We start from the raw sequence: 22,730 nt of genomic DNA, 5'->3' as shown, positions 1-22,730 counted from the left end.
TGCGTCCCGATTTCGCCTCCCCTGCAAGCGCAAACACACCGATCATCCTTTTTAACCTTTTCTGTTATTTAACCTTTAGGAGTCACATTCCGATGCTTTCCGACATTGAAATTGCTCAGAGCGCCAAACTGAAGCGTATCGACGACCTTGCCCATGAATGGGGCCTTGAAGACAACGAGTTTGAACCGTACGGCTGGGACAAGGCCAAGCTCACGCTCAACCCGGAGCGCAAGGCCGACGCCAAGCTGATCCTCGTCACCGCCACCTCCGGCATGCCCGCCGGTTCCGGCAAGACCACGACTTCGATTGCTCTTGCTCAGGCTCTCAACCGCCTCGGCAAGAAGGCAGTGCTTGCGCTTCGCGAACCCTCTCTCGGCCCGGTCTTCGGCATGAAGGGCGGCGCTGCGGGCGGCGGTTACTCTCAAGTTCTGCCGATGGAATCCGTGAACCTGCACTTCACGGGCGACTTCCACGCCATCACGGCCGCCAACAACCTTATCTCCGCTCTGATCGACAATGCTCGCCATCAGCGTCAGATCGACCTCAAGGAAGTCACATGGCGCCGCGTGCTCGACGTCAACGACCGTCAGCTGCGCAACATCGTGACCGGCCTTGGCGGCAGCGCCAACGGCACTCCCTCGGAAGCAGGCTTTGACATCACCGCCGCCAGCGAACTGATGGCCGTGTTGTGCCTTGCTACCGACCTCGACGATCTGCGTGCCCGCATTGATCGCCTGGTTTTGGGCATCAAGCGCGACGGTTCCGCTTTTACCTGCGCCGAACTCGGAGCCACGGGCTCCGTGATGGCTCTTCTGCTCGACGCTATGAAACCCAACCTCGTGCAGACTCTCGAGGGCACGCCCGCTCTCGTGCACGGCGGCCCCTTTGCCAACATCGCTCACGGCTGCAACTCCGTGGTTGCCACGCTCGCGGCCATGAAGCTCGGCGAATACGCGATCACGGAAGCAGGCTTCGGTTCCGATCTCGGCGCTGAAAAGTTCTACGACATCAAGTGCCGCCACGCGGGCCTGCGGCCTGCCGCCGTCGTTCTCGTCACCAGCCTCAAGGCTCTCAAGTGGCACGGCGGCGTGGCTTTGCCCGAAATCGGCAAGCCCAACATGGAAGCACTGAAGGCCGGTCTGTGCAACCTTGACGCACACGTCGCGAACCTCAAGGCCTTCGGTCCCGAAATCGTTGTGAGCATGAACCACTTCTACAACGATCCGGAAGACGAAATCGCCGTTTTGCGCGCCCGCTGCGAAGAACTCGGCGTTCGCTTTGCCATCAGCGACGGCTTTGCCAAGGGCGGTGAAGGTGCCGAAAGCGTTGCCAAGGAAGTTCTCGAAGCCGCTGCCGCCTCCAAGGGCGAACTGCACTTCACTGTGGAAGACGAAGACCCGATCGCCGTCAAGGTCGAAAAAATCGCCAAGCGCGTCTATGGCGCCGGTTCCGTGTCCTTCTCCGAAGCCGCCAAGAAGGATCTCAAGACGCTCACGGACATGGGCTTTGGAAATCTGCCGGTGTGCATCGCCAAGACCCCCTTCTCGCTTACGGCCGATCCGAAAGCTCTCGGTGCTCCCAAGGGCTTTGACCTTCCGGTACAGCGCGTGATCCTCAACGCCGGCGCCGGATTCGCCGTCGTCACCACCGGCGCCATCATGCGTATGCCGGGCCTGCCCAAGGCTCCCGCCGCCATGAACATTGATGTCAAGGACGGAAAGATCACGGGGCTGGCCTAATCAAACCTCCGCATCTTCGGGAACCGTAGACTCTCTCTTCGGTTCTCAAGAGAACCTCAACGGCAGATTCCTTTCGCGGGCGTCTGCCGTTTTTGTTTTGTCACAAAAACGACATCTGTGCGTCAAAAAACACGGCTACTGTCTGCGGCGATAAAACACGGTAAGAAAAAGTGAAAGAAAAAGAAGAAGATGTCGTTTAATACTCTTTGCGTCCGGCTTGAAGACGCTCATCACACACCGGCTGATCTCGGCTGCGTTTGCCTTTGCCACGGTTCACTCACCTTTGAGTTGCGTCAAGCACTCACAGACGTCTTTTCGTCTTGGAATCCGAATCTCGAAAAAGATAACCCGCAGCGGCTAACCGCACTTCTCACCGATTCTCTTCCCGATCTCTGGGGACGCAAGGTTGCCAATGAACTTCTGAAAGCGCGAGCTCGCAAGGACGAAGTCCGTCCTGCCCCCGTCGACGACGCCCTATTGCTCGGACTCGTCTGTGACAGCGACCGCATGGGGGCGCTTCGCTTTGCCGACGTCGGCAATTCCCTGCATTTTCTCGGAGAACGCCGCTTTGCTCACCCCAAAGCTTCGGATCTGGCCGAACTCTGCCAAACCGCTCGCCGTATTGAATCGGGAGACATTCTGTCTGCCGCTTCCCTGGAACGCTTTGCGGAAAATGCGTCAGCTCTGGGCGGCTCTCGCCCCAAAGCAGGTTTTGCCGACGAAAACGGGCGACTCTGTTTGGCCAAGTTCCCCAGCATCAACGACGATCGCGACAAAGGCGCCTGGGAATATGTAACGGCCCGTCTGGCACAAAAAGCCGGAATCCGTCTGCCGGAATTTCAGCTCATCGACATCAACGATCCCCTCGGCCGCATCTTTGTCTCCAAGCGCTTTGACCGAACCGACGACGGAGGCCGCCTCCACTATCTCTCGGTACGAGCACTCTTGGGGGCCGCAGACAATCGCGAAGCCCGAAGCTACCGCGATCTCGTCGCACTCATTGAGTCCATCTGTCACGACGCGGAGGCGCAAAAAGAAGAACTGTGGCGCCGCACGGTTTTCAAATGCTTCATTCACGACGGCGACGACCATTTGCGCAACCTCGGGTTCCTGTTAACGCCCAACGGCTGGGAACTCGCTCCTGCCTTCGACCTCAATCCTTCGCTCTCCAAAACCCATCTGACGCTCACGTACGGGCGCAGGTGCCGCGACATCGCTCCGAGCGCTCTTTTGGAATGTGTCTCCGACTGGGGTATCCCTTCGGACAGAGCCGAACGAATCGCTCGCGAAACAGCTCAAGTCGTCTCTCAGTGGAAGACGGAAGCACGCGAAGCCGGCATTGCCGAGAAAGAAATTGCCCAGATGCAACCGGCCTTTTCGTTTGACTCTGTTTTCGTATAAACAATCAAATTAAGAGAAATTTTGAAATTTTTAAATGTTTCGATAGCAATCTAATAGCTAAACCATGAAAATGGTCGTTCTTGCAGAAGCCACGGAAACCTCAGCAGGCCAATCTTCTTTCAAAATTGACCCAACCAGGCCAAAAATGCATCTTCCGAAGCAGAACTCCGTATTTTTCCCTAGTCAAATTGGGCAGTTTTGCCTATGTGAGAATAATTCTTTTCAGGATTTTCGACCTACTCCACAGCTCTTTTTGCCTTTGTCTGTTACGCTGTATGCCCATTTGTCATACATTTTCAGAAACAAGAAAGGATCGTTTCAATGCCGCAAATCCTCTTCATTCACTCGAGCGCGTTCGCTTCTGAGATCCGCAAGGAAAACCAGGGGTCGTATACGCGAAAGATGGCTCGCATCCTGCGCGAGACCGTCCGAGGACGCGGCGTCAAAATCGTTGAGCGCGACGTAGCCGCCAAGCCGCCCGGAATGATTGATCAGTCGTTCCTGCAAGCCGCCAGAACTCCCGCCGCACGCCGCACGCCCGATCAAATCGAGCGCCTCAAGGAAAGCGAGGAACTCGTCAGTGAAGTCCTTGCTTCCGACGTTCTCGTGATTTCCTGCCCGGTATACAACTTCGGCATCCCCGCCCCTTTGAAGGCCTGGATCGACAACATTGTCCGCGAGGGCAAAACCTATACCTTCGGTGAAGGCCGCAACGCCAAACGAGTCTACGGTCTTCTGCATAACAAGCTCGTCGTCTTACTGCAAAGTTCCGGCAGCTCCGGCTTCCAGACCGGCGGTTCCCGCGAGACGCTCAATCACGCAGACAAGGCCGTGATTGCGGTCTTTACAGAACTCGGCGTGCACAAGTTTGAAAAAGCCTCCATGGAAGGCGTCTGCGAAGAGTCCGACGAAACGCTCGAGCGCAACTGGATTTTGTGCGAGCGCCGTCTGGCTGAAATCGCCGATCGCATCAAAGTTCGCTGGCGTGATCTGCACCGCGCCTAAAAAAAGCGCAGATCTGTTTAAAGATTCTGCGCCACAGCTTTGATTCGGCCGACGCCCCCTTCGAGGTTCGCCGGCCTACTTTTTTTCAGCTTATTCTTCGTCGTCCTTGGCGGGCTTGACAGGTTTGGAGCGGCTGGCTTCGAGGTTATCGAGGTAGGTCGCATCAATGTCGCCCGTCACATATTCGCCGTCGAAACAAGAGCAGTCAAAGCGGGTGATATTCGGATTGAGGTCCTTCAAAGCACCCTTGAGACCTTCGACCGTCTGGAAGATCACGGCGTCGGCGCCGATCTGACGAGCCACCTCTTCGGCCGTAGCACCGTGGCCGCAAATGAGCTCCGAACGCGTCGGCATGTCGATGCCATATACGTTGGGGTACATCACGCGCGGAGCGGACGATGCCACATAGACCTTCTTGGCGCCGGACTCACGGGCCATGCGCACGATTTCACGCATGGTCGTGCCGCGTACGATCGAATCATCGACCAGAAGAATGTTTTTGTCGGCAAATTCCACGGGCATCGCGTTGAGCTTCTGACGCACGCTCTTTTTGCGCATTTCCTGACCGGGCATGATGAAGGTGCGGCCGACGTAGCGGTTCTTGATAAAGCCTTCGCGGTAGGTGAGCTTGAGCTTTTCGGCAAGTTGCTGCGCGCACGGACGGCTTGAGTCGGGAATCGGCATCACGACGTCAATGTCGCGCAAATTGAGGTGTTCTGCCACTTCATTGGCAAGGTATTCGCCCAAACGCAGACGGGCGCCGTAGACGCTGATGCCGTCGATGTAGCTGTCGGGACGAGCAAAGTAGACGTATTCAAAGGCGCAGGGATTGAGCTGCGGATTTTCAGCGCACTGGCAGCTAAAGAATTCGCGGTCCTTCGAGATGAAGATAGCTTCACCCGGAGCAAGATCTCGAACGAAGTCGTATTCCAGACCCACCATCGTGACGGATTCGGAGCTTACGAGATAGTCGGTCGTACCGTCGGCCTGCTTTTGCGTGCCGAAGCAAAGCGGACGGATGCCATTGGGATCGCGGAAAGCGAGAAGACCCTTGCCGGCAATCAGAGCAACCACCGCGTAGGCGCCCTTGACGCGCTTGTGCACGCCTTTGACGGCCTCGAAAGCCACTTCGGCGGTGAAGTAGCCCGAAGGCGGAACAATCTTCATGAGTTCGTCGGCCAGTACATTGAGCAGCACTTCCGAGTCGCTCGAAGTATTGATGTGGCGACGGTCCTGGTTGTAGAGCTCTGCTGCGACTTCCTGCGCGTTGGTGAGGTTACCGTTGTGAGCAAAGAGAATACCGTACGGGGCGTTCACGTAGAACGGCTGGCTTTCTTCATTGGAGCTCGCGCACCCCTGCGTAGGATAGCGAACGTGGCCGATGCCGGCACATCCCGTCAAGTCACGCATATTGCGAGTCCTGAACACATCTCGCACAAGCCCCATGGCTTTGTGCATGTGAAAGGTCAGCCCGTCAAGAGTTCCGATACCGGCAGCGTCCTGACCGCGGTGCTGCAACAGCAGCAATGCATCGTAAATACGCTGGTTGACCGGTTTCTGGCTGATCATGCCGACAATGCCGCACATTTCCCTTTAATCCTCAAGGCAACATTAAAAAAGAGCGCGAATTGTACCTGACAGGCCTCTGATTCGCTTCAAAAATTTCAAAAAATTTAACGCCGGTCCCGACAAACGGTAGACCGGCGTTATCGTTAAAAACTTTTCTTGGCGCGCATGTCCGCTATCGTTGCCGGCAAGTACGGCAGCGAGAAGTCGATCACCCGCTCGGCGGGCACAATCAGGACCGAGTTGCGCCAATACCCGGTCTTCACGGCGCTCGTCAATCCCATGACGAAAACCACGGCGCAAACAATCACAATTCCGCGCATCAGACCAAACACGGCTCCGATCGCACGATCCTCAAAACTGATCGAGGCAGCGGCCAAAAGCTTGGAGAAAAGCTTTCCTGCAATGCCGATCGTAAAGAGCGTCACCACCACGATGCCCACGGCGGCAAAAGCCGTGCGAATCAGAATCGACACGGACGGCAGCGGGATGAGTTCGGCAAGCTCCGGCGCAAAGCGCAACGACAGGAAGATGCCGAGCACCCAACCGACGATGGCGAGAATCTCACGCACAACGCCTCGGGAGACCCCCAGAATCGTCGAGAAAAACAAAACGGCCAAAATGACCCAATCAATTTCATTCATTGTTCTGCTCTAGCCTATTTGCTTTCCGTATGCACACCGCCGTTGCTGATTGCGTTGAGAGCCAAAATATCCAAGGCGCGCTTGGCGTCGTCTTCCGTCGCGAAGCGGCCGACTCGCACGCGCCAGAGATCGCTGCCGCGGCGACGAACGATTTCCGTGTAGGTCGGCAAGCCTAATTTTCGCAGATCGGCGGCCACCTTTTCAGCCGACTCCTTCTTGCTGGTGGCTACCACCTGAATGAAATAGCGCCCGTTGGTGACCGCACGCAGCGGTCCGGAGGCAGACTTGGGCGCTTGCTCCGCCTTGGTCACTTGACCTTTGCCCTTTTCAGGCTTTGTCGCCGCCTTGGGCGACTCGGCCGGCTTTTCGGCAGACTTGGCAGCGTCAGCCGCTTCGGCCGACTTTTGTTCCGGCGTTGTGATGGACTTGGCGCCGGCCTTCACCGGATTATCGCTCTTGAGACTGCGTGCGGCCGAAGGCTCGGTCGTGGTGACATCGGGAGGCAGAGACTGCGCGGGCTTTTCCTTGCGATTAAGCGGCACAACCTTGGCGGCAGTGTTGTCCTGCAGCGACGGGATTTCGAGTTTTGCCCCGCGCTGAGAGTACATCTCGTTGGGCTCGAACAAAGCGGGCGCCACAACCGCCACCGCCGCCACAATGGCGAGCAGTCCGATCAGGCGGCGCTTGTTCTTGACGCGGGCAATCTGTTTGCGATGCTTTTCGTCTTCGGCTCCGAGATCCAGATCCTCCAGAGGCGAACTCGCGCGCACGGCTCCTCCGCGAGGAGGATTAGGGCCAAACAGTTTTTGAAACTTGTCGATCATGCAAACGAAACCGGCGAAGATATCAGGCGATAAAGGAAACCACAAACGAAATTGTGCATCAAAAAAAGGACCCGCGAACCGGTTCTTCCGGTACGGGCCCTCTTTTATTGCTGCCGCTTAAAGTCGGTTACTTAACCTGGGCTGCGGCGAGCTGTTCCTCGCGAAGGTCGTGCTTGAGAGACTCAATGATTCCGGCGACCGTCACGAAAGAGCCGAATCCGACAATTTTAACAGTCTCGGGCCCCTCGGTGAGACTTTCCTTCAAAGCTTTGCGAATGGCATCGTCGACCGAACTGCAGGTCACCACCTTGCCCATGTCAACACCGCCTTCCTGCATCGCATCCATCAGCTCAACCGCTTCTGCACCGCGCGGCTTCGGAAGGCCCGTCACGAACCAACGGTCGATGTGTCGGTTCATGATTTTGGCAACCGAGACCATGTCCTTGTCGGCAAACATGCCGAAAACAGCCCAGACCTTGTCGTTGGGCGATGTGCTGCGCGCAAGGTTTTCGGCAAGCACTTCGGCAGCCTGGGGATTGTGCCCGACGTCAATCGTGACACTTGCGCCGTATTCGTCGCAGTCCTTGACCTTGTCAAAGCGAGCGGCAATGACGACGTTTTCAAGACCTTCGACCACGGCCGAACGGGTCACCGGCAGGAAATCCTGCATAACGGCAAGCGCAGCAAGAGCGCCCGCGGCATTTTGCAACTGTGCAACGCCCGAAATGGCGGGCTTGGGCAGATTGCGCCATTCTGTCGTGTGAATCGTTGCCATGGATCGCTGGTCCATTTCGAAATCCCACAAACCGTGGTGACGATACGTAAGGAAATCCTTGCCCCAGACGTAGATCGGAGCCAGAAGTTCGTGGGCGTATTCCGTCACGGATTCGGGCGGATTCGGATCCGTGCAGATAGCCGGCTTGCCATGGCGGAAGATGTGAGCCTTTTCCCAGCCGATCTTCTCGCGCGTGTCGCCCAGATAGGCCGAATGATCGATACCGATGCTGCACAGAATGGCGCAGTCGGTGTCAATCGCGTTCATTGCGTCAAGGCGTCCGCCCAGACCGATTTCAAGAATCACGGCGTCGAGATGCGCTTTCTGGAAAATGCGCAAAATAGCCAAACCCGTAAATTCAAAATAGGTAAGCGGCGTCTCCCCGCGGGCCTTGTCGACTTCCTTAAACGCCTCGATGAGCGTTTCGTCGTCCACCTCGTTTCCGGCAATCACGCAACGCTCGTTGAAGCGCAACAGATGCGGCGACGTATGCATACCCACGCGATACCCCGCGTAACGCAGGACGGACTCCAACAATGCACAGGTGCTACCCTTGCCATTGGTGCCTGCGACCGTGAACACCGGGCAAATAAATTCGATGCCCATGCGCGCAATCATGTCCTTCATGCGCTCAAGGCCGAGATCCATGGGCTTTTCATGGATTTTGCCGATGTAGTCAAGCCACTCGTTCAGACCGGCCTGCTGCCCGGGAGCAGTAAGAGTTGTTGTATTGGCCATTGAGATGTACTCCATGCCTTTTTCTTGGCGGCGCTTATCACACCCGCCGCCCGTGGGTGTCTGCTTCGAATTCTTTTTTCAGCGTCTGGCGCATACGTCCAAACGCTCAATCTCATTATGCCGCGGCTTCACGGCGGCGATGCGCTGCAGATAGCGATCGTTGTCCGTGCGGCCGTCTTCGTAGGCCAATATATGCCACTCATGAGGAACCATGGACAGCAGCTCTCGGTCTTCTAGAAAATGCTGAGGGTTCTTGGGCCCGAAATTGAGCATCGTCTGATGCCTCGTAAATGTCTCATACAGGAAAAAGCCTCCGGGCTTGACACAGTCGCACAAGGCCGCGAAACGCGCCCTCCAGAGGTAGTTGATGCCGATCACGGCGTCAAACGACTCAGGCTCAAATATCCAGTCCTCTTTTTCCAAATCCTTGCGGATGTATTGAACGCCTTCAACCGGTTCCGGTGCGTGATTGATGTCCACCGCCGTCACCTTACAGCCGAGTCCCGCTAGAAAACGCGTATTGCGTCCGTTTCCACTTGCAATTTCAAGAACACGCGTGCCGGCCTTCAGATACGGTGAGAAGCGAATGAGCCAGGCGCTTGGCAAATCAGCTTTAGTCGTCAGGTCTGCAGCCATCGTTCAAATCCTCTTTGTCAACGTCAGAAAATCGCGTTCACAAGCCAGCTGCCGAACATCATGAAGGGCCGCACAAAATACCCAACGAGCCCCGTCACGATCAAAATCAGCAGAATGCCCATGCCCCAGGGCTCGGTTCTCTGATAAGAAATCGCGGTTTTAAGCGGTAACAGCCCCGAAACGATGCGTCCTCCGTCCAACGGAAGAATCGGCAACAGATTGAACGCCATGAGCATCAGGTTCACAGAGATGCCTGCATAGCAGAAATCGAACAAAAGTTGAGCGGCGGCCTGCGTCGGCATCATGCCGATGAACAGTTTGAGTGCCAGCGCCCAAAGCAGCGCCTGAATGAGGTTACAACCGGGACCGGCCAAAGCAACCCAAATCATGTCCGTCTTGGGATTGCGCAGCAGTCTGAAGTTGACCGGTACGGGCTTTGCCCACCCGAATAACAAACTTGAGCCCCCGCTGATCAAGCTTCCCAGCAACAAAACGCCGGGCACCAAAAGTGTCCCGACCGGATCAATGTGCCGAATCGGGTTCATCGTGACGCGGCCGAGCACCCAGGCCGTACGGTCGCCGCAAAGCTTAGCGACGTAACCGTGCGCTGCTTCGTGCAACGTAATGGCCAAAATTGCGGGAATGGCCCACAGAGCAATGGTGGAGACAGTGTCTAGCATAATGGCTTTGATGCTACCACGCTAAATAGGAAAAACGATAACAAAGACCGATCCGCGGTGACCAATTGTCAATGCGCAGTAGCCGGCTGCCCTTAAGTTCCCTCTCCTGCCCTAGTCCATTGATTTTCGAAACTTTTTCCCAGGTCGACCCCAAAATTCCGAAACACTTTTGTGCCTCGTTTCTAAAACAGTTGTTACAAGAAAAACAAAGATCCCCGCCATTTCTGACAGGGATCCTTGATTTGCCTATTTGTTTGTCGGAAGCGCCTGCTTTAGACAAAGCGCTTCATTGACTCGCAATTAGAACAGTGCGCAGGCAGCAAAGCCGAGTGCCACGGAGAACACAATGGCGAGCACGCCAGGCAGGAAGAAGGCGTGGTTGAACACCCACTTGCCGATGCGGGTCGTACCCGTGTCGTCCATCTGCACGGCGCCCAGAAGCGTCGGGTAGGTCGGCAGAACGAACAGAGCGGACACAGCTGCGAAGGAAGCAACCAGCATGTAGGAGTCGCCCGGGTTGCTGGCGGAAATGCCGAGAGCAGCAACGACAGCAGGCGTGATGGCCTTAGCGGTAGCAGCCTGCGAGTACAGGAGCATAGCAGCAAAGAAGTACACCACAGCAAGCAGAGCCGGATACTGGGCAACGGTTGCAGCGGAGAATTCCTTGATTTCAGCGGAGTGACCGGACACGAACGTGTCACCGAGCCAAGCAACGCCGAGCACGCAGACGATAGCCACCATACCGGACTTGAACACAGACGTGGAAGCAACGTTACCAACGTCAATCTTGCAAGCCATGGTGATACCGCAACCGACCAGGAGCATCAAGCTCATGATGGCAGCGTCACGACCGACGACCACATTCTTGATGATGCCAACAGCCGGCGAAATGGCGGAAGCATAGAGAACCACGCAAAGAACGCCGATCAGGAAGATACCGACGGAGAGCTTGGCACCGGGCTTGAGGTTGTACGTACGAGCGCCTTCAGGAGCCTTCACGAGACCCTTAGCCAGACGATCCTTGTAAACGGGGTCGCTGTCGAGGTCGAGGTTCTGAATCATGGTCATCACGAAAGCGGTGAGCATGCAGCCGATGAAGGTCGTCACAATCCAGATACCCAGCAGGGCGGGATAAGACCAGCCGAAGGGTTCCAGAACGCCGGTCATGTAAATCACAGCAGCCGACACCGGAGAAGCCGTAATGGCGATCTGGGAAGAAACCACAGCGATAGACAGCGGGCAAACAGGACGAATCTTCTGTTCCTTAGCAACTTCAACGATAACCGGGATCATCGAGAAGGCGGTGTGACCAGTACCGGCGAAGATCGTCAGCACATAGGTCACAACAGGAGCCAGATAGTTGATGTACTTAGGATTGGAACGAAGGATGCGTTCAGCAATCTGGACGAGGTAATCAAGACCGCCGGCGAGCTGCATTGCGGAAATAGCAGCGATCACGGAGGTGATGATCAAGATCACGTCCCAGGGAATGTTACCCGGCTTCATGCCGAGGCACAGACCCAAAACCAGCACACCGGCACCGCCGGCGTAGCCGATACCGATGCCGCCGAGGCGAACACCGATGAAAATCGCACCGAGAAGTACGATTATCTGAAGAATAAGCATGATATCCATGACATCTCCAAAGGGTTGTTAACAACTTTGTTTTATTTATGCCACAGAGCAGCTCGCAACGAAGGTCACGGCCGCTCTGCAGTTTCAGATCTCTTGAGGCGGATTCCGGAGACCGCCTCAAGGATTTCCGTAGTTCAGATCAGATTACTGAACGAACTTCGGTGCAATCAGGTTCTGCAGATTGAACGTGGCGTCCCATTCTTCCTGAGTGAGAAGCTTGCGTTCTTCCACAACAACCTGGTGCAGAGACTTGCCCGTGTGATAGCACTCGTGTGCCATTTCAGAGCAAACCTTGTAGCCGAGGTGCGGCTTCAAGAGGGTGACGATACCGCAGGAGTTCATAACCATCTGAGCGGTACGTTCGGCATTGGCGGTGATACCGTCGATGCACTTCGTGCGCAGCGCGTTGCAGGCATTGGTGAGCACGCGCATCTGCATGAACAGAGCGAACGTGATCACGGGTTCCATCACGTTGAGTTCGAGCTGGCCGGCAGAAGCGGCGAGCATCACCGTGGTGTCGAGACCGATAGCCAGGAAGCTGGCCTGGTTCGTCACTTCGGGGATAACGGGGTTAACCTTACCCGGCATGATGGAGGAACCCGGCTGCAGCTGCGGCAGGTTCAGTTCGGCGAGACCGCAACGCGGACCGGAGGCAAGCAGACGGATGTCGTTGCAAACCTTGGTGAGCTTGACAGCGAGGCTCTTCATGGCGCTCGACAGAGCCACGTAGGAACCGCAGTCGCTCGTGCAGGCGATCAGGTCTTCGCTGTTCTTGAAGTCGATGCCGGTGAGTTCAGCCAGCTTGGCGGAAGCCTTAGCCGGGTAATCCGGGTGCGCCGTCACGCAGGTACCGATAGCGGTAGCACCGAGGTTGATCGTCTTGAGGTGTTCCTGAGCTTCGCGGATGACCTTGAGTTCGTCCTGAATCGTGAAGCCCCAGCCATGGAATTCCTGGCCGAGCGTCATCGGAACAGCATCCTGCAGGTGGGTACGGCCCATCTTGAGCACGCCCTTGAATTCTTCAGACTTCTTGAAGAAGGCATTGACCAGATCTTCAACAGCCTTGAGCAGCACGTTGCTACGCAGGAGGAACATCAGGTGAAGAGCCGTCGGGTACGTGTCGTTCGTGGACTGACCGAAGTTGGCATGATCGTTCGGGGAAACGCGCTTGGAGTCGCCCTTAACCGTGCCGAGCTTTTCACATGCCAGGTTGCAAATCACTTCGTTGACGTTCATGTTCGTCGAAGTGCCAGCACCACCCTGCAGCCAGTCGGTCACAAACTGATCCTGATACTTGCCAGCGATCAATTCATCGCAGGCCCAGACGAGGGCGTCAGCGACATCAGCCGGGATCGTGCCGAGTTCCTTGTTGGTCAAAGCGGCAGCCTTCTTCACATATGCATAAGCGATCAGGAAGAACGGTTCCATGTTGTTCGACATTTCCGTGATATGGAAGTTTTCCTTGCCACGGAGCGTCTGAACGCCATAGTAGCAATCATCGGAAATTTCGAGCTGACCAAGGAAGTCACTTTCAAAGCGAGACATTTAAATTTGCTCCTCAATTTATCGAGTTGTTCCCGACCGATCTGTCGTGAGTTTGATCGGTCGCGAAATTTTTCAACCTTCTCTGTTCCATGTCCTTTCGTACACGTGGTCTGAACAGCGAAGCTTCGAAACAGATCCGAGGAGCGCACCACTGGATGCGCACCAATTTTCTGTGAGGTAGATAATACGCCTTAGTTTCGAAATGGGAACACGCTTTTTTCGGTTTTCGAACACCCTCCTGCACGTGTTCGTCTCTACAACATTTCACTTAGATAGCTTCTAGCTTTGCAAAGCGCTTGATTTTGGGGCATTTTTCGCTATTTGCCCCAATCGAGGCCTCACCTTTTGTCAAATGTGTAAAGGTGATTTTGGTACTCTGACTTGCGTCAAAAAAGGCGCATATCGTCTTTCTTATTACTCCGATAGGGGTAACAAACATCTTCCTCTTCCCTCTTTTTTATACGCCTTTTGGTGTCAAAACCACCATCTGTTGTGTTTTCTGCTCAATTCCGGCACACGCTAAAAGCACTTTCTGCATCTTCCGGCCGCCGGGGCTGCCCTCCTTTAACGCCAACTAATCTACTGTTTTCAAAGAACATTTCGACATATTCGTGTCATCTTTTGATCACAAGCATCGTCACCAAGAGCGGGTTACCCCTTTTTTGGTACCACACTACATATTCAGTTGAACCATCAAGTGTAGGCTTTCGTCGTTCGCAACTGATCTTCCCCGATCTGTCGTTCGGACGGTTTAACTCCGAAACATTCCTGAATCCACCTCGAGACAATGTCTCAGGATTGACTCCTTCCATGGTCATTTCGGTTCAGGTTAGCAAGCCAGTGTTCCTAACCGGTGCTGTCGGTTTCGACAACTCGGGACTGTTCTTTTTTAGTAGATCCAACGTCGCTCATCCGGCTTGCCCGTGATTCGCACCTGCCTCAAAATCTCAGACGAAAAAAAAATTCCGCCCCCCGAAAAAATCGAGAAGCGGAACTTGTTGTCTCCGATCTCATCCCGAAGGAAGTCAATCGAAGTTCGGGTAAAGAAGAGGATTAAGCAGCCTTAATCGGGATCTTCTTACCAGTCTTCGGCGTGGGAAGAACCTTGTCGTAGTTCTTGATACCCTGCTCGGCCATCTTGCGACGGATGAACGCGATCTGGGTCTTCAAGGGCAGATCCTTCGGGCAGAAGTCGTGGCAGGCGAGCAACGACATGCAGCCAAACACACCGGAATCGTCACCGATAACGTCGTAGAAGTCGCCGTCGTTACGGGTGTCGCGCGGATCGAGGCGGAAGCGAGCGATCTTGTTGATGGCAACGCCGCCAGCGAAGTCCGGGCGCAGGCGAACCGTACCGCAACCGGCGATACAGCAACCGCATTCCACGCAGCGGTCGAGCAGATAGATGTCTTCAGCGAGCTGGGGATCCATCGGCTCTTCCTTCTTGCGAAGGTCAACTTCTTCAGACTTCATGTGAACCCACGTTTCCATGCGTTCGGACATGTTGCGCATCCACTTGCCGGTGTTAACAGACAAGTCACCGATCAATTCAAACGCGGGCAACGGAGCGAGCGTGAATTCGGTCGGGAGGTCGCGGGTCAGCGTACGGCAAGCCAAACCGGGCTTACCGTTAATCAGCATCGCGCAGCTGCCGCAGATACCAGCACGGCACACGAAGTCGAACTGAAGAGTCGGATCCTGGTGATCGCGGAGTTCATTCAGAAGAATGAACAGCGTCATGGAATCAGCTTCTTCGCATTCAAACGTCTGCATGTGCGGCACGCTTGCAGGATCAGCCGGGTTGTAGCGCAGGATGCTGATCTTGAGCATGCGGTGCTGCTTCTTCACTTGAGTACTCATTTAAGTCAGCTCCTAGTAATTAAGCGAGGGGTTCATCGATGCGTTCGTTCTTACCCTGCAGGCGCTTCGGCAGCAGGTCGTGGAACGGCATGATCGCATCCTGAATAGCATAGCGGTCGGCACCTTCGGCTTCCATCTTGGCGCGGATGGCGTCGACTTCGGCCTGACGCTTCGGGGTTTCGGGGTTATCGATGTAATTCTTAGCACCGTAACCACGCCAGCCCGGCGGCAGTTCCATCTTGCTGACGTCGAGTTTTTCGTAGGAAAGCGTCGGCAGCGTATCGTTTTCGTTCTTCCACGTTGCGATCGTACGGCACAGCCATTCAGCGTCGTTACGAACCGGGTAGTCTTCACGGAAGTGAGCACCACGGCTTTCCTTACGAGCAGCAGCGCCGCAGGCGATAGCCAGAGCGACCTTGAGCATCTTGCGGGTGCGATAAGCGTAAACGAGTTCGGGGTTGTTGCCGGCCTTGTCCTTGACGGAGACTTTGTAGGTCTTCTTGAGGAGGTCTTCGAGTTCGGCAACAGCGCTTTCCATGTCTTCGCCGCGACGGAAGATACCGATCTTGCTGGTCATCAGGTCCTGCATGCGGGTGCGGATGGCAACCATGTCTTCCGTACCGGCGTTCTTGATGAAGCCGTCGAGTTCGTTCTGAACCTTCGCGATGGAGTCGTAGATCACGGAAGTCGGGATGTCAATGCCGTTTTCGGGCTTGTCGCAGAAGTCGGCGATGAATTCACCGACGATCATGCCGGCAACCACGGTTTCGGCAACGGAGTTACCACCGAGTCGGTTGAAGCCGTGCATATCCCAGCAGGAAGCTTCACCAGCAGCGAACAGACCCTTCAACTGACGGGATTCGCCCGTGTAGTTGGTGCGGACACCGCCCATGGTGTAGTGCTGAGCCGGACGGACCGGGATCCATTCCTTCGTCGGGTCAACGCCGAGGAAGTAGTGGCAGATTTCATACACTTCACGCAGGTTGTGCTTGATGTGATGTTCGCCAAGCAACGTGATGTCGAGCCAGATGTGTTCACCGAAGCGGCCCTTGACGCCCTTGCCTTGAGCAATGCGTTCTTCCATACGGCGGGAAACCACGTCGCGGGAAGCAAGTTCCTTCTTTTCGGGTTCAACGTCGGGCATGAATCGATGGCCGTCGACGTCGCGCAACAGACCGCCGTCACCGCGGCAGCCTTCCGTGACCAGAATGCCGGCCGGGAAGATGCCGGTCGGGTGGAACTGGACGGCTTCCATATTGCCGAGGCCGGCAACACCGCTTTCCAGAGCCAGTGCGTGACCGGTACCTTCGCAGATCTGAGCGTTGGTCGTCACGCGGAAGAGCTTGCCGGCGCCGCCCGTGGCGATAGCCGTAGCCTTGGCAACGTATGCGTAAAGTTCGCCCGTGATCAGATCACGAACCACAGCACCGTAGCAACGCTTGCCGTCATGAATCAGAGAAAGAGCCTCAACACGTTCAATGACCGGCACCTTTTCGGCGATAACACGGTCGGAAACAGCGTTCAGCATGGCGTGGCCCGTGCCGTCAGACACGAAGCAGGTACGCCACTTCTTGGTACCACCGAAGTCACGCTGGCCGATCAGGCCGGCAGCTTCCTTACGTTCGGTAATGGTGACCTTTTCACCATTGATAATCACCTGGCGATCGCCCGGGGTGATACGGCTCCAGGGCACGCCCCAAGCAGCCAGTTCACGCACAGCCTTCGGCGAGGTGTTCACGAACATGCGAACCACGTCCTGGTCAGCACCCCAGTCCGAACCGCGAACGGTATCGGCGAAGTGGACGTCTTCGTTGTCGCCAACACCCTTAATGACGTTAGCCAGGGATGCCTGCATGCCGCCCTGCGCCGCCTTCGAGTGCGAACGCTTCGGAGGCACCAGCGACAAAACGATGGAGTCGTGACCGCGGCGCTTGGCAGCAACTGCCATACGCAGACCAGCCAGACCGCCACCGATCACCAGTACGTCGGTGTAAACAATCTTCATTTCAAGGTCTCCTTGATCCGTTAAGAGGATCCGCTTGAACAAGAGCACAACTCTCGCTGTGCCCTCAACAGCAGGGTCAATTAACTTACATCTTCCTCAGATTCTGCCAATGCGGCGTTTTTCCGCTCCGGCAGGCGCCCGATATGGTAAACCCGCAGGAATTCACATCGCCAGCGCAAAAAAGAATCTCACTGATAAAACCCAAAACAAGCCGAACGCTTTTACACATCCGACTTGATTTCGATCGAAGTCGTCAGGTTGCCGGTAGTAGCTACGACAACCTTGCATGCCTCGGCATCGTGAGATTCGTGTCCGCCCAGAAGGCCGACAATGCCGCCGCATCCAACCGTTTGAGGACAGTCTGAATCGGTTTATCTCCCAGTGGATTTTACAGGGATACCAACGGTAATAGCCTTCCGCATACGCGCGCGACTTTGCCAGACAGCCTCGTTCGGAGCGCAGTCTAGTTTTTCTACCCCCTCCGAACTATCGGGAAAAACCCTAGGATAGTTATCCTATAGGCATTGGTTTTTCTTTCAAAAACAATAGCTTAATCAAATCTTTGCAATTTTCAAAAAGTTTGCATTTAATCAAATGTCATCCGTTTTCTGTAGTAAAACGCTAACAATCTACCTATTAGTGGGTATTTTCCACCAAAAACAGGCTAAATCTCCAATTGCTTTTCGACATTCAATGGGGAACGAATACCGCCGCCTTGTCGATTGAAAGAATCTATCGTCCTCTGAAGTTTGCTAGGATGATGCGGTCGGACACCGTTTCGTCCGTTGACTCAATTCTGACTGGAGACTGCCATGAACACCGTTATCTCGACTCCCAAGGCTCCCGCTGCCGTCGGTCCCTACAGCCAGGCCATCAAGGCCGGCAACACCGTATACTGCTCCGGGCAGATCGGTCTGGATCCCGCCACCGGTACGATGGTCGAAGGCGTCGTCGCTCAAGCAAACCGCGCGTTCGACAACCTTGAGGCAGTTTTGGCTCAAGCGGGCGCCAAAATGACCGATGTCGTCAAGTTCACGATCTTTCTCACCGACATTAATGATTTCTCTCAGGTCAACGAAGTCATGGCCGCTCACGTTCCCACTCCCTACCCTGCTCGCAGCTGCATGCAGGTCGCGGCACTGCCCAAGGGGGCGCTTGTGGAAGTCGAAGCCATTGCCGTCATTTGATCAGATAATCGAAAACAAAGAATTTGAAGGCAAATAAATTCGCCCCTTTTCGTTGAAAACCATGCCGCAGACATCGAAATCCTCAATAAAATCAAACACCAACGAGAAGCCTGCGAAGAAAAAAGCAGAGACGGTTTCCGTTGCCGAACGTGTCGCTCGCATGGGGTTGATCAACGATTGGGACTTTGTCCTTCACCTGCCGCTGCGCTACGAGGACGAAACCCGCATCACGCGGATTTGCGACCTCAAAGCGGGCGACTGGGCTCAGATTCAGGGGACCGTCATCTCAAGCCGCACACAGGGCGGCCGATTCATGCAACTTATCGCCTCCGTTTCGGATGGCACGGCAAACATCGAGATCCGTTTCCTGCATTTCTATCCGAAAATGCGCGAGCGCTTTAAGAGCGGAACATTATTGAGACTGTCCGGCCAAGTGCAGCAGCAGCCCGTTCAATTTGGCGGCGGCCTTCAGATGCTGCACCCAAAAATCAAAGATCCGATTACGGACACGTCCGAGCTTCCGTCGACGCTCACCCCCGTCTATCCTGCCGGCGAACATATCACCCAGACTTGGTTGAGAAAACGCATTGACCGGGCCATGCTTGACGTTGATCTCACCGACATCGTCCCCGCGAGCTTCACACAATCCCTTTCGCTGCCTACGCTTCGCGACGCACTCAAAAGTTTGCACCACCCGTCTCCGGGCGCTGACTATGAGGCTTACAGCGAAAGACGAACCCCCGAATGGCGCCGTCTGAAGTTCGACGAGCTTCTGGCTCAACAGCTCACACTTCGCTACGCACGAGAGGTCAAAAGCGAACTGCAAGCGCCTCGTCTCTTGGGCACCCACGGCAATCTGCGCGAGAAGCTCACCGCAAGTCTTCCCTTTTCTCTAACGGGAGCGCAAAAGCGCGTCCTTGTGGAGATTTACACCGACCTTGCGCAAAACGCTCCTATGAACCGTTTGGTTCAGGGTGACGTCGGCTGCGGAAAAACGATTGTCGCGGCCTTGTCCGCTCTTCAGGCGGTTGACAGCGGCTACCAAGCGGCACTCATGGCTCCCACCGAAATTCTTGCCGAGCAGCACTACCTTAAACTCAAGCCCCTGCTCGAGCCGCTCGGCGTGAAAGTCGTGCTCCTTACCGGTTCGTTGCGCACCAAAGAAAAGGTACTGCGTCAAGACATGGTCGCTTCCGGCCAATCGCAAGTCGTAATCGGCACCCACGCGCTCATTCAGGACGCCGTCAAATTCCACAAACTGGGACTCGCGATCGTTGACGAGCAACACCGTTTCGGCGTCGAACAACGACTCAAACTTCGAAACGCTGTTCAGGAAGGGACGCTACCGCATCTGCTTATGCTTTCGGCTACGCCCATTCCGCGTACGCTCGCGATGAGCTACCTTGCCGACATCGATGTTTCCGTCATTGATGAATTGCCGCCGGGCAGAACGCCGATTGTGACTACGCTCATCAGTATGGATCGAACGGCCGAGGTTACATCAGCGGTTCAGCGTGCAGTTTCCTCGGGCTCTCAGGTCTACTGGGTCTGTCCTTTGATCGAAGACAGCGAAAAATCAGACCTAACTGCGGCAACGCTTCGCCGTGACGCCCTGCAGCAGGAATTGCCGGGTTGCCGCGTGGCGCTCGTGCACGGTGCGATGTCAGCCGAAGAGAAACAAAGCATCATGAACGCCTTTAGCTCAGGTGAAGTTGACATTCTGGTCGCGACAACCGTCATTGAAGTGGGCGTTGACGTTCCCAACGCTTCGGTAATGATCATTGAGCACGCCGAGCGCTTCGGCCTCTCGCAATTACATCAGTTGCGCGGTCGCGTCGGCCGCGGAAGCAAGAAAAGCTTCTGCCTGCTTCTTTATGCTCCTAATCTCTCGGAAGTCGGCAAAGAGCGCCTTTCCGTCATTCGCTCGAGTACGGACGGCTTTGAAATCGCACGGCAAGACCTGCGCCTGCGCGGTCCCGGTGAATTCATGGGCGCCAAGCAGTCGGGAGCACCGCTGTTGCGATTTGCAGATCTCGACACCGACGTCGAACTGCTGGATGCGGCCCGACAGGCCGCTCAAACATGGCTTACCACGGATCCGAAGTCTGCCCTGCAACATGCCCGTCGCTGGTTTGCCGGCTCCGGAAACTTTCTTCAAGCCTGACATCGAAAAGGCTCAACCAACGCAATCGGACTGCAAAGGAAAATTTCGATGACACTCAACGAACTTCGCTACATTCTGGCCGTAGCCCGCGAACGTCATTTCGGTCGCGCGGCCGAGTATTGCCACGTCTCGCAGCCTTCCCTGTCGGTTGCCGTAAAAAAACTCGAAGATGAACTGCAAGTCAAGATCTTCGAGCGCCGCAGCAACGATGTGACGCTCACCCCCACGGGCGCGGCCATCGTCGAAGAAGCCGAACAGATCCTCGCTCGCTGCGACAAGTTGCGCGAATGCGCCGCACAGGGCCGCGACCCCCTGACCGGTTCTCTGCGTCTGGGCGTCATCTACACCATCGCTCCCTATTTGGTGCCGCAACTGGTGGGCAGCGTACACTCGATCGTCCCGATGATGCCGCTGATCCTGTCGGAAAACTACACATCCGCGCTTCTCGATCAGCTCAAAAACGGTCAGATCGACTGCGCCATCATGGCTTTGCCGATCTCTCAGCCCGGCCTCATGATGCAGCCTCTCTACGACGAAGATTTCGTGGCGGCCGTTCCTGCCGATCATCCCATCAGCCGCAACGAGAGCATTGTGAGAGAACAGCTCAAAGAAGAGCCGATGCTGCTGCTCGGAAGCGGCCACTGCTTCCGCGACCAGATTCTCGACTTTTGCTCGGACATTGCTCGCTCGGACGGATTCTCCAAACGCGCCGTCGAGGGGACCAGCCTGCAGACAATCGTCTACATGGTGAGTCAGGGCCTGGGCCTTACTGTGCTTCCGGCTAGTGCCGTTCCTTATTACGAATCCAATCCGATGATCAAGATCCTCGAGTTTGAAAAGCCCAATGTACCGCGCCGCCGCGTCGTTCTGGTCTGGCGCAAGTCTTTCCCGCGTCTTGCTGCGATCGAGGCCGTTACAAAGGCCGTCAGTGCCTTGAAACTGCACGGAACGCGCATCCTCACATCGCTGCCTGCCGTTGCGGCCTGAGTGCTTTGAGCCGAGAACCGACTCGCGTATCATTTCGTCCGAAGCTTTTTTCCGACCATCAAGGCCGTTCCAGCCGACGGCCTTTTCGACCTCAATGACCAAAACCGACAAGAAACAGAAAAACGGCCCTGCGGCAAACGAAGTCAATCGCGTGCCAGCGCTCTTCAGTCCCCTGATGAGCGTTCTCTTCACGCTTCTTTTCACACCGATGTTCGGCGCATTTCTTCAGGGACTCAACTGGCGTGAACTCGGAGATGACGAACTCGCCGCCCGCAACATGGGTTGGGTGAAGTGGACCTTCATCACTTTTGCCGTTTACACGTTCTCTGAACCTTTCATCCGCGACACATTCTTCGGTCGCTATCTGATGATTGCGCTCTTTATCGGCTTTTGGGTGAGCTGGACCTTCTCACTTGGGATCAAGCAGATCCAGTACGTCAGAGACAACGTGCCGGTTTACACGAAAAAATTCATGGGACGCGCGATCATGATCGGCGCCTTCGGCTGGGTTGCATACACTGCTGTTGCGCTTACGCTCGTTTTGATGCTGCACGTCACCGGAATCGATCCACTGCCTGCCGATGCACCGATTCTTCAGCAAGAAGTCCCCGCTCAGGGGCAGTCTTCGAACAAGTAACTCGGCAAATACTTCGTCAACTACCCCGCTCTAAAGAGCGAGGCTTGATAAAAGCCTTGGTTGACTAGCCTCAGGCCGCCCCAAAGGCGGGCTACGTTGGTTGGGAATGCATAGGCACCGCGGGATGTCAATCCTAGTCCCGCGCTCTGCGGTTCGCGGTTAAAAGCTCTGAGAGGTAGGAGCGGTGCCGCGAACAGGTAAACCTCTTCCAACATTGGCGAAGGATTTCAACCGGTCGAAAGACCGAGGAGACAAATCTTGCGAGTATTTGTTTTAAACAAACGAGGACAGCCTCTGATGCCGTGCTCACCGGCAAAAGCAAGGCTGCTTCTCAAAGAAAAAAAAGCAAGCGTCAAAAGGCGCACGCCTTTTACGATTCAACTTACGATCGCAACGGGCGAAGCAAAACAGCCTGTAACGCTTGGCGTGGATTCCGGCTACAAGCACATTGGTCTTTCGGCCACAACCGAAAAGGCCGAACTCTATGCTTCGCAAGTCGAACTGCGTCAAGACATCACGGATCTTTTGTCCGCCCGTCTTGCTTTGCGCCGCTCTCGCCGCAGCCGCAAGACGCGCTACCGTGCGCCTCGTTTCAACAACCGGGTGGCAAGCAAGCGCAAAGGCTGGCTTGCTCCTTCGGTGGAAAACCGCATTGCGGCGCACATGTCGCGCGTAGAAGCGGTCATGCGGGTCTTGCCGGTG

Annotated in this window: 18 protein-coding genes; 8 read left to right on the top strand and 10 right to left on the bottom strand. The window is 55.6% G+C overall.

Annotated features, from left to right (window positions below):
• The first annotated feature begins 92 nt into the window (after window positions 1-92).
• The 3 genes from DW133_RS06210 to DW133_RS06200 all read left to right on the top strand — a co-directional run bounded on the left by DW133_RS06210 (window position 93) and on the right by DW133_RS06200 (window position 4,145).
• On the top strand, window positions 93-1,739 hold the full coding sequence (locus DW133_RS06210) for a formate--tetrahydrofolate ligase (protein WP_118275788.1): 1,647 nt from the start codon (window positions 93-95) through the stop codon (window positions 1,737-1,739).
• A 189-nt stretch (window positions 1,740-1,928) separates the two neighbouring features.
• Entirely contained in the window at window positions 1,929-3,140 is a 1,212-nt protein-coding gene (locus DW133_RS06205; RefSeq protein ID WP_118275787.1) for a type II toxin-antitoxin system HipA family toxin, read from the top strand.
• Between the two features lie 321 nt (window positions 3,141-3,461).
• On the top strand, window positions 3,462-4,145 hold the full coding sequence (locus tag DW133_RS06200) for an FMN-dependent NADH-azoreductase (protein WP_118275786.1): 684 nt from the start codon (window positions 3,462-3,464) through the stop codon (window positions 4,143-4,145).
• 90 nt (window positions 4,146-4,235) lie between these two features.
• Here DW133_RS06200 and purF read toward each other — a convergent pair whose 3' ends face one another.
• From purF to DW133_RS06150, 10 genes are all read right to left on the bottom strand, one after another.
• Window positions 4,236-5,732, bottom strand: coding sequence for an amidophosphoribosyltransferase (gene purF / locus DW133_RS06195; RefSeq protein ID WP_118275785.1), 1,497 nt, complete (start codon window positions 5,730-5,732; stop codon window positions 4,236-4,238).
• Between the two features lie 125 nt (window positions 5,733-5,857).
• Window positions 5,858-6,355 carry a CvpA family protein gene (locus DW133_RS06190; protein ID WP_118275784.1) on the bottom strand — a complete coding sequence of 166 codons (498 nt, stop codon included), beginning with the start codon at window positions 6,353-6,355 and terminating at the stop codon, window positions 5,858-5,860.
• Between the two features lie 14 nt (window positions 6,356-6,369).
• Window positions 6,370-7,179 (bottom strand): SPOR domain-containing protein, encoded by an 810-nt coding sequence (locus tag DW133_RS06185; RefSeq protein WP_147408884.1) that lies wholly within the window; start codon window positions 7,177-7,179, stop codon window positions 6,370-6,372.
• A gap of 127 nt (window positions 7,180-7,306) precedes the next feature.
• Window positions 7,307-8,692 carry a folylpolyglutamate synthase/dihydrofolate synthase family protein gene (locus DW133_RS06180; protein ID WP_199588823.1) on the bottom strand — a complete coding sequence of 462 codons (1,386 nt, stop codon included), beginning with the start codon at window positions 8,690-8,692 and terminating at the stop codon, window positions 7,307-7,309.
• Window positions 8,693-8,770: 78 nt separating this feature from the next.
• Window positions 8,771-9,328 (bottom strand): bifunctional 2-polyprenyl-6-hydroxyphenol methylase/3-demethylubiquinol 3-O-methyltransferase UbiG, encoded by a 558-nt coding sequence (locus DW133_RS06175; RefSeq protein ID WP_118275781.1) that lies wholly within the window; start codon window positions 9,326-9,328, stop codon window positions 8,771-8,773.
• Between the two features lie 23 nt (window positions 9,329-9,351).
• Window positions 9,352-10,008, bottom strand: coding sequence for a site-2 protease family protein (locus DW133_RS06170; RefSeq protein ID WP_118275780.1), 657 nt, complete (start codon window positions 10,006-10,008; stop codon window positions 9,352-9,354).
• A 300-nt stretch (window positions 10,009-10,308) separates the two neighbouring features.
• A complete protein-coding gene (locus DW133_RS06165) occupies window positions 10,309-11,634 on the bottom strand; it encodes an anaerobic C4-dicarboxylate transporter (protein WP_199588835.1) in 1,326 nt (441 codons plus the stop codon).
• Between the two features lie 153 nt (window positions 11,635-11,787).
• Window positions 11,788-13,188 carry an aspartate ammonia-lyase gene (locus DW133_RS06160; RefSeq protein ID WP_118275778.1) on the bottom strand — a complete coding sequence of 467 codons (1,401 nt, stop codon included), beginning with the start codon at window positions 13,186-13,188 and terminating at the stop codon, window positions 11,788-11,790.
• 1,053 nt (window positions 13,189-14,241) lie between these two features.
• On the bottom strand, window positions 14,242-15,048 hold the full coding sequence (locus DW133_RS06155; protein WP_118275777.1) for a fumarate reductase iron-sulfur subunit: 807 nt from the start codon (window positions 15,046-15,048) through the stop codon (window positions 14,242-14,244).
• 19 nt (window positions 15,049-15,067) lie between these two features.
• Window positions 15,068-17,053, bottom strand: a complete 1,986-nt coding sequence (locus tag DW133_RS06150; RefSeq protein ID WP_118275776.1) for a fumarate reductase flavoprotein subunit — start codon at window positions 17,051-17,053, stop codon at window positions 15,068-15,070.
• An 812-nt stretch (window positions 17,054-17,865) separates the two neighbouring features.
• On the opposite strand from DW133_RS06150, the gene DW133_RS06140 reads away from it, so the two are divergent.
• The 5 genes from DW133_RS06140 to iscB form a co-directional block, all read left to right on the top strand.
• The gene (locus DW133_RS06140; protein WP_118275774.1) at window positions 17,866-18,240 is read left to right on the top strand and encodes a RidA family protein; all 375 of its coding nucleotides are present in this window, start codon (window positions 17,866-17,868) and stop codon (window positions 18,238-18,240) included.
• 61 nt (window positions 18,241-18,301) lie between these two features.
• Complete coding sequence (recG, locus tag DW133_RS06135) at window positions 18,302-20,404, top strand: ATP-dependent DNA helicase RecG (protein ID WP_118275773.1); 2,103 nt, start codon at window positions 18,302-18,304, stop codon at window positions 20,402-20,404.
• A gap of 48 nt (window positions 20,405-20,452) precedes the next feature.
• Window positions 20,453-21,391: a LysR substrate-binding domain-containing protein gene (locus DW133_RS06130; protein WP_118275772.1), complete on the top strand. Its 939-nt coding sequence runs from the start codon at window positions 20,453-20,455 to the stop codon at window positions 21,389-21,391.
• A gap of 94 nt (window positions 21,392-21,485) precedes the next feature.
• Entirely contained in the window at window positions 21,486-22,028 is a 543-nt protein-coding gene (locus tag DW133_RS06125; RefSeq protein WP_118275771.1) for a hypothetical protein, read from the top strand.
• 258 nt (window positions 22,029-22,286) lie between these two features.
• A partial coding sequence (gene iscB, locus DW133_RS06115; RefSeq protein ID WP_118275881.1) for an RNA-guided endonuclease IscB occupies window positions 22,287-22,730 on the top strand: 444 nt, incomplete at its 3' end.

It is taken from the genome of Sutterella sp. AM11-39, from assembly GCF_003472385.1.
Taxonomy (GTDB): domain Bacteria; phylum Pseudomonadota; class Gammaproteobacteria; order Burkholderiales; family Burkholderiaceae_F; genus Duodenibacillus; species Duodenibacillus intestinigallinarum.
This window is presented reverse-complemented; position numbering and strand designations above follow the sequence as displayed.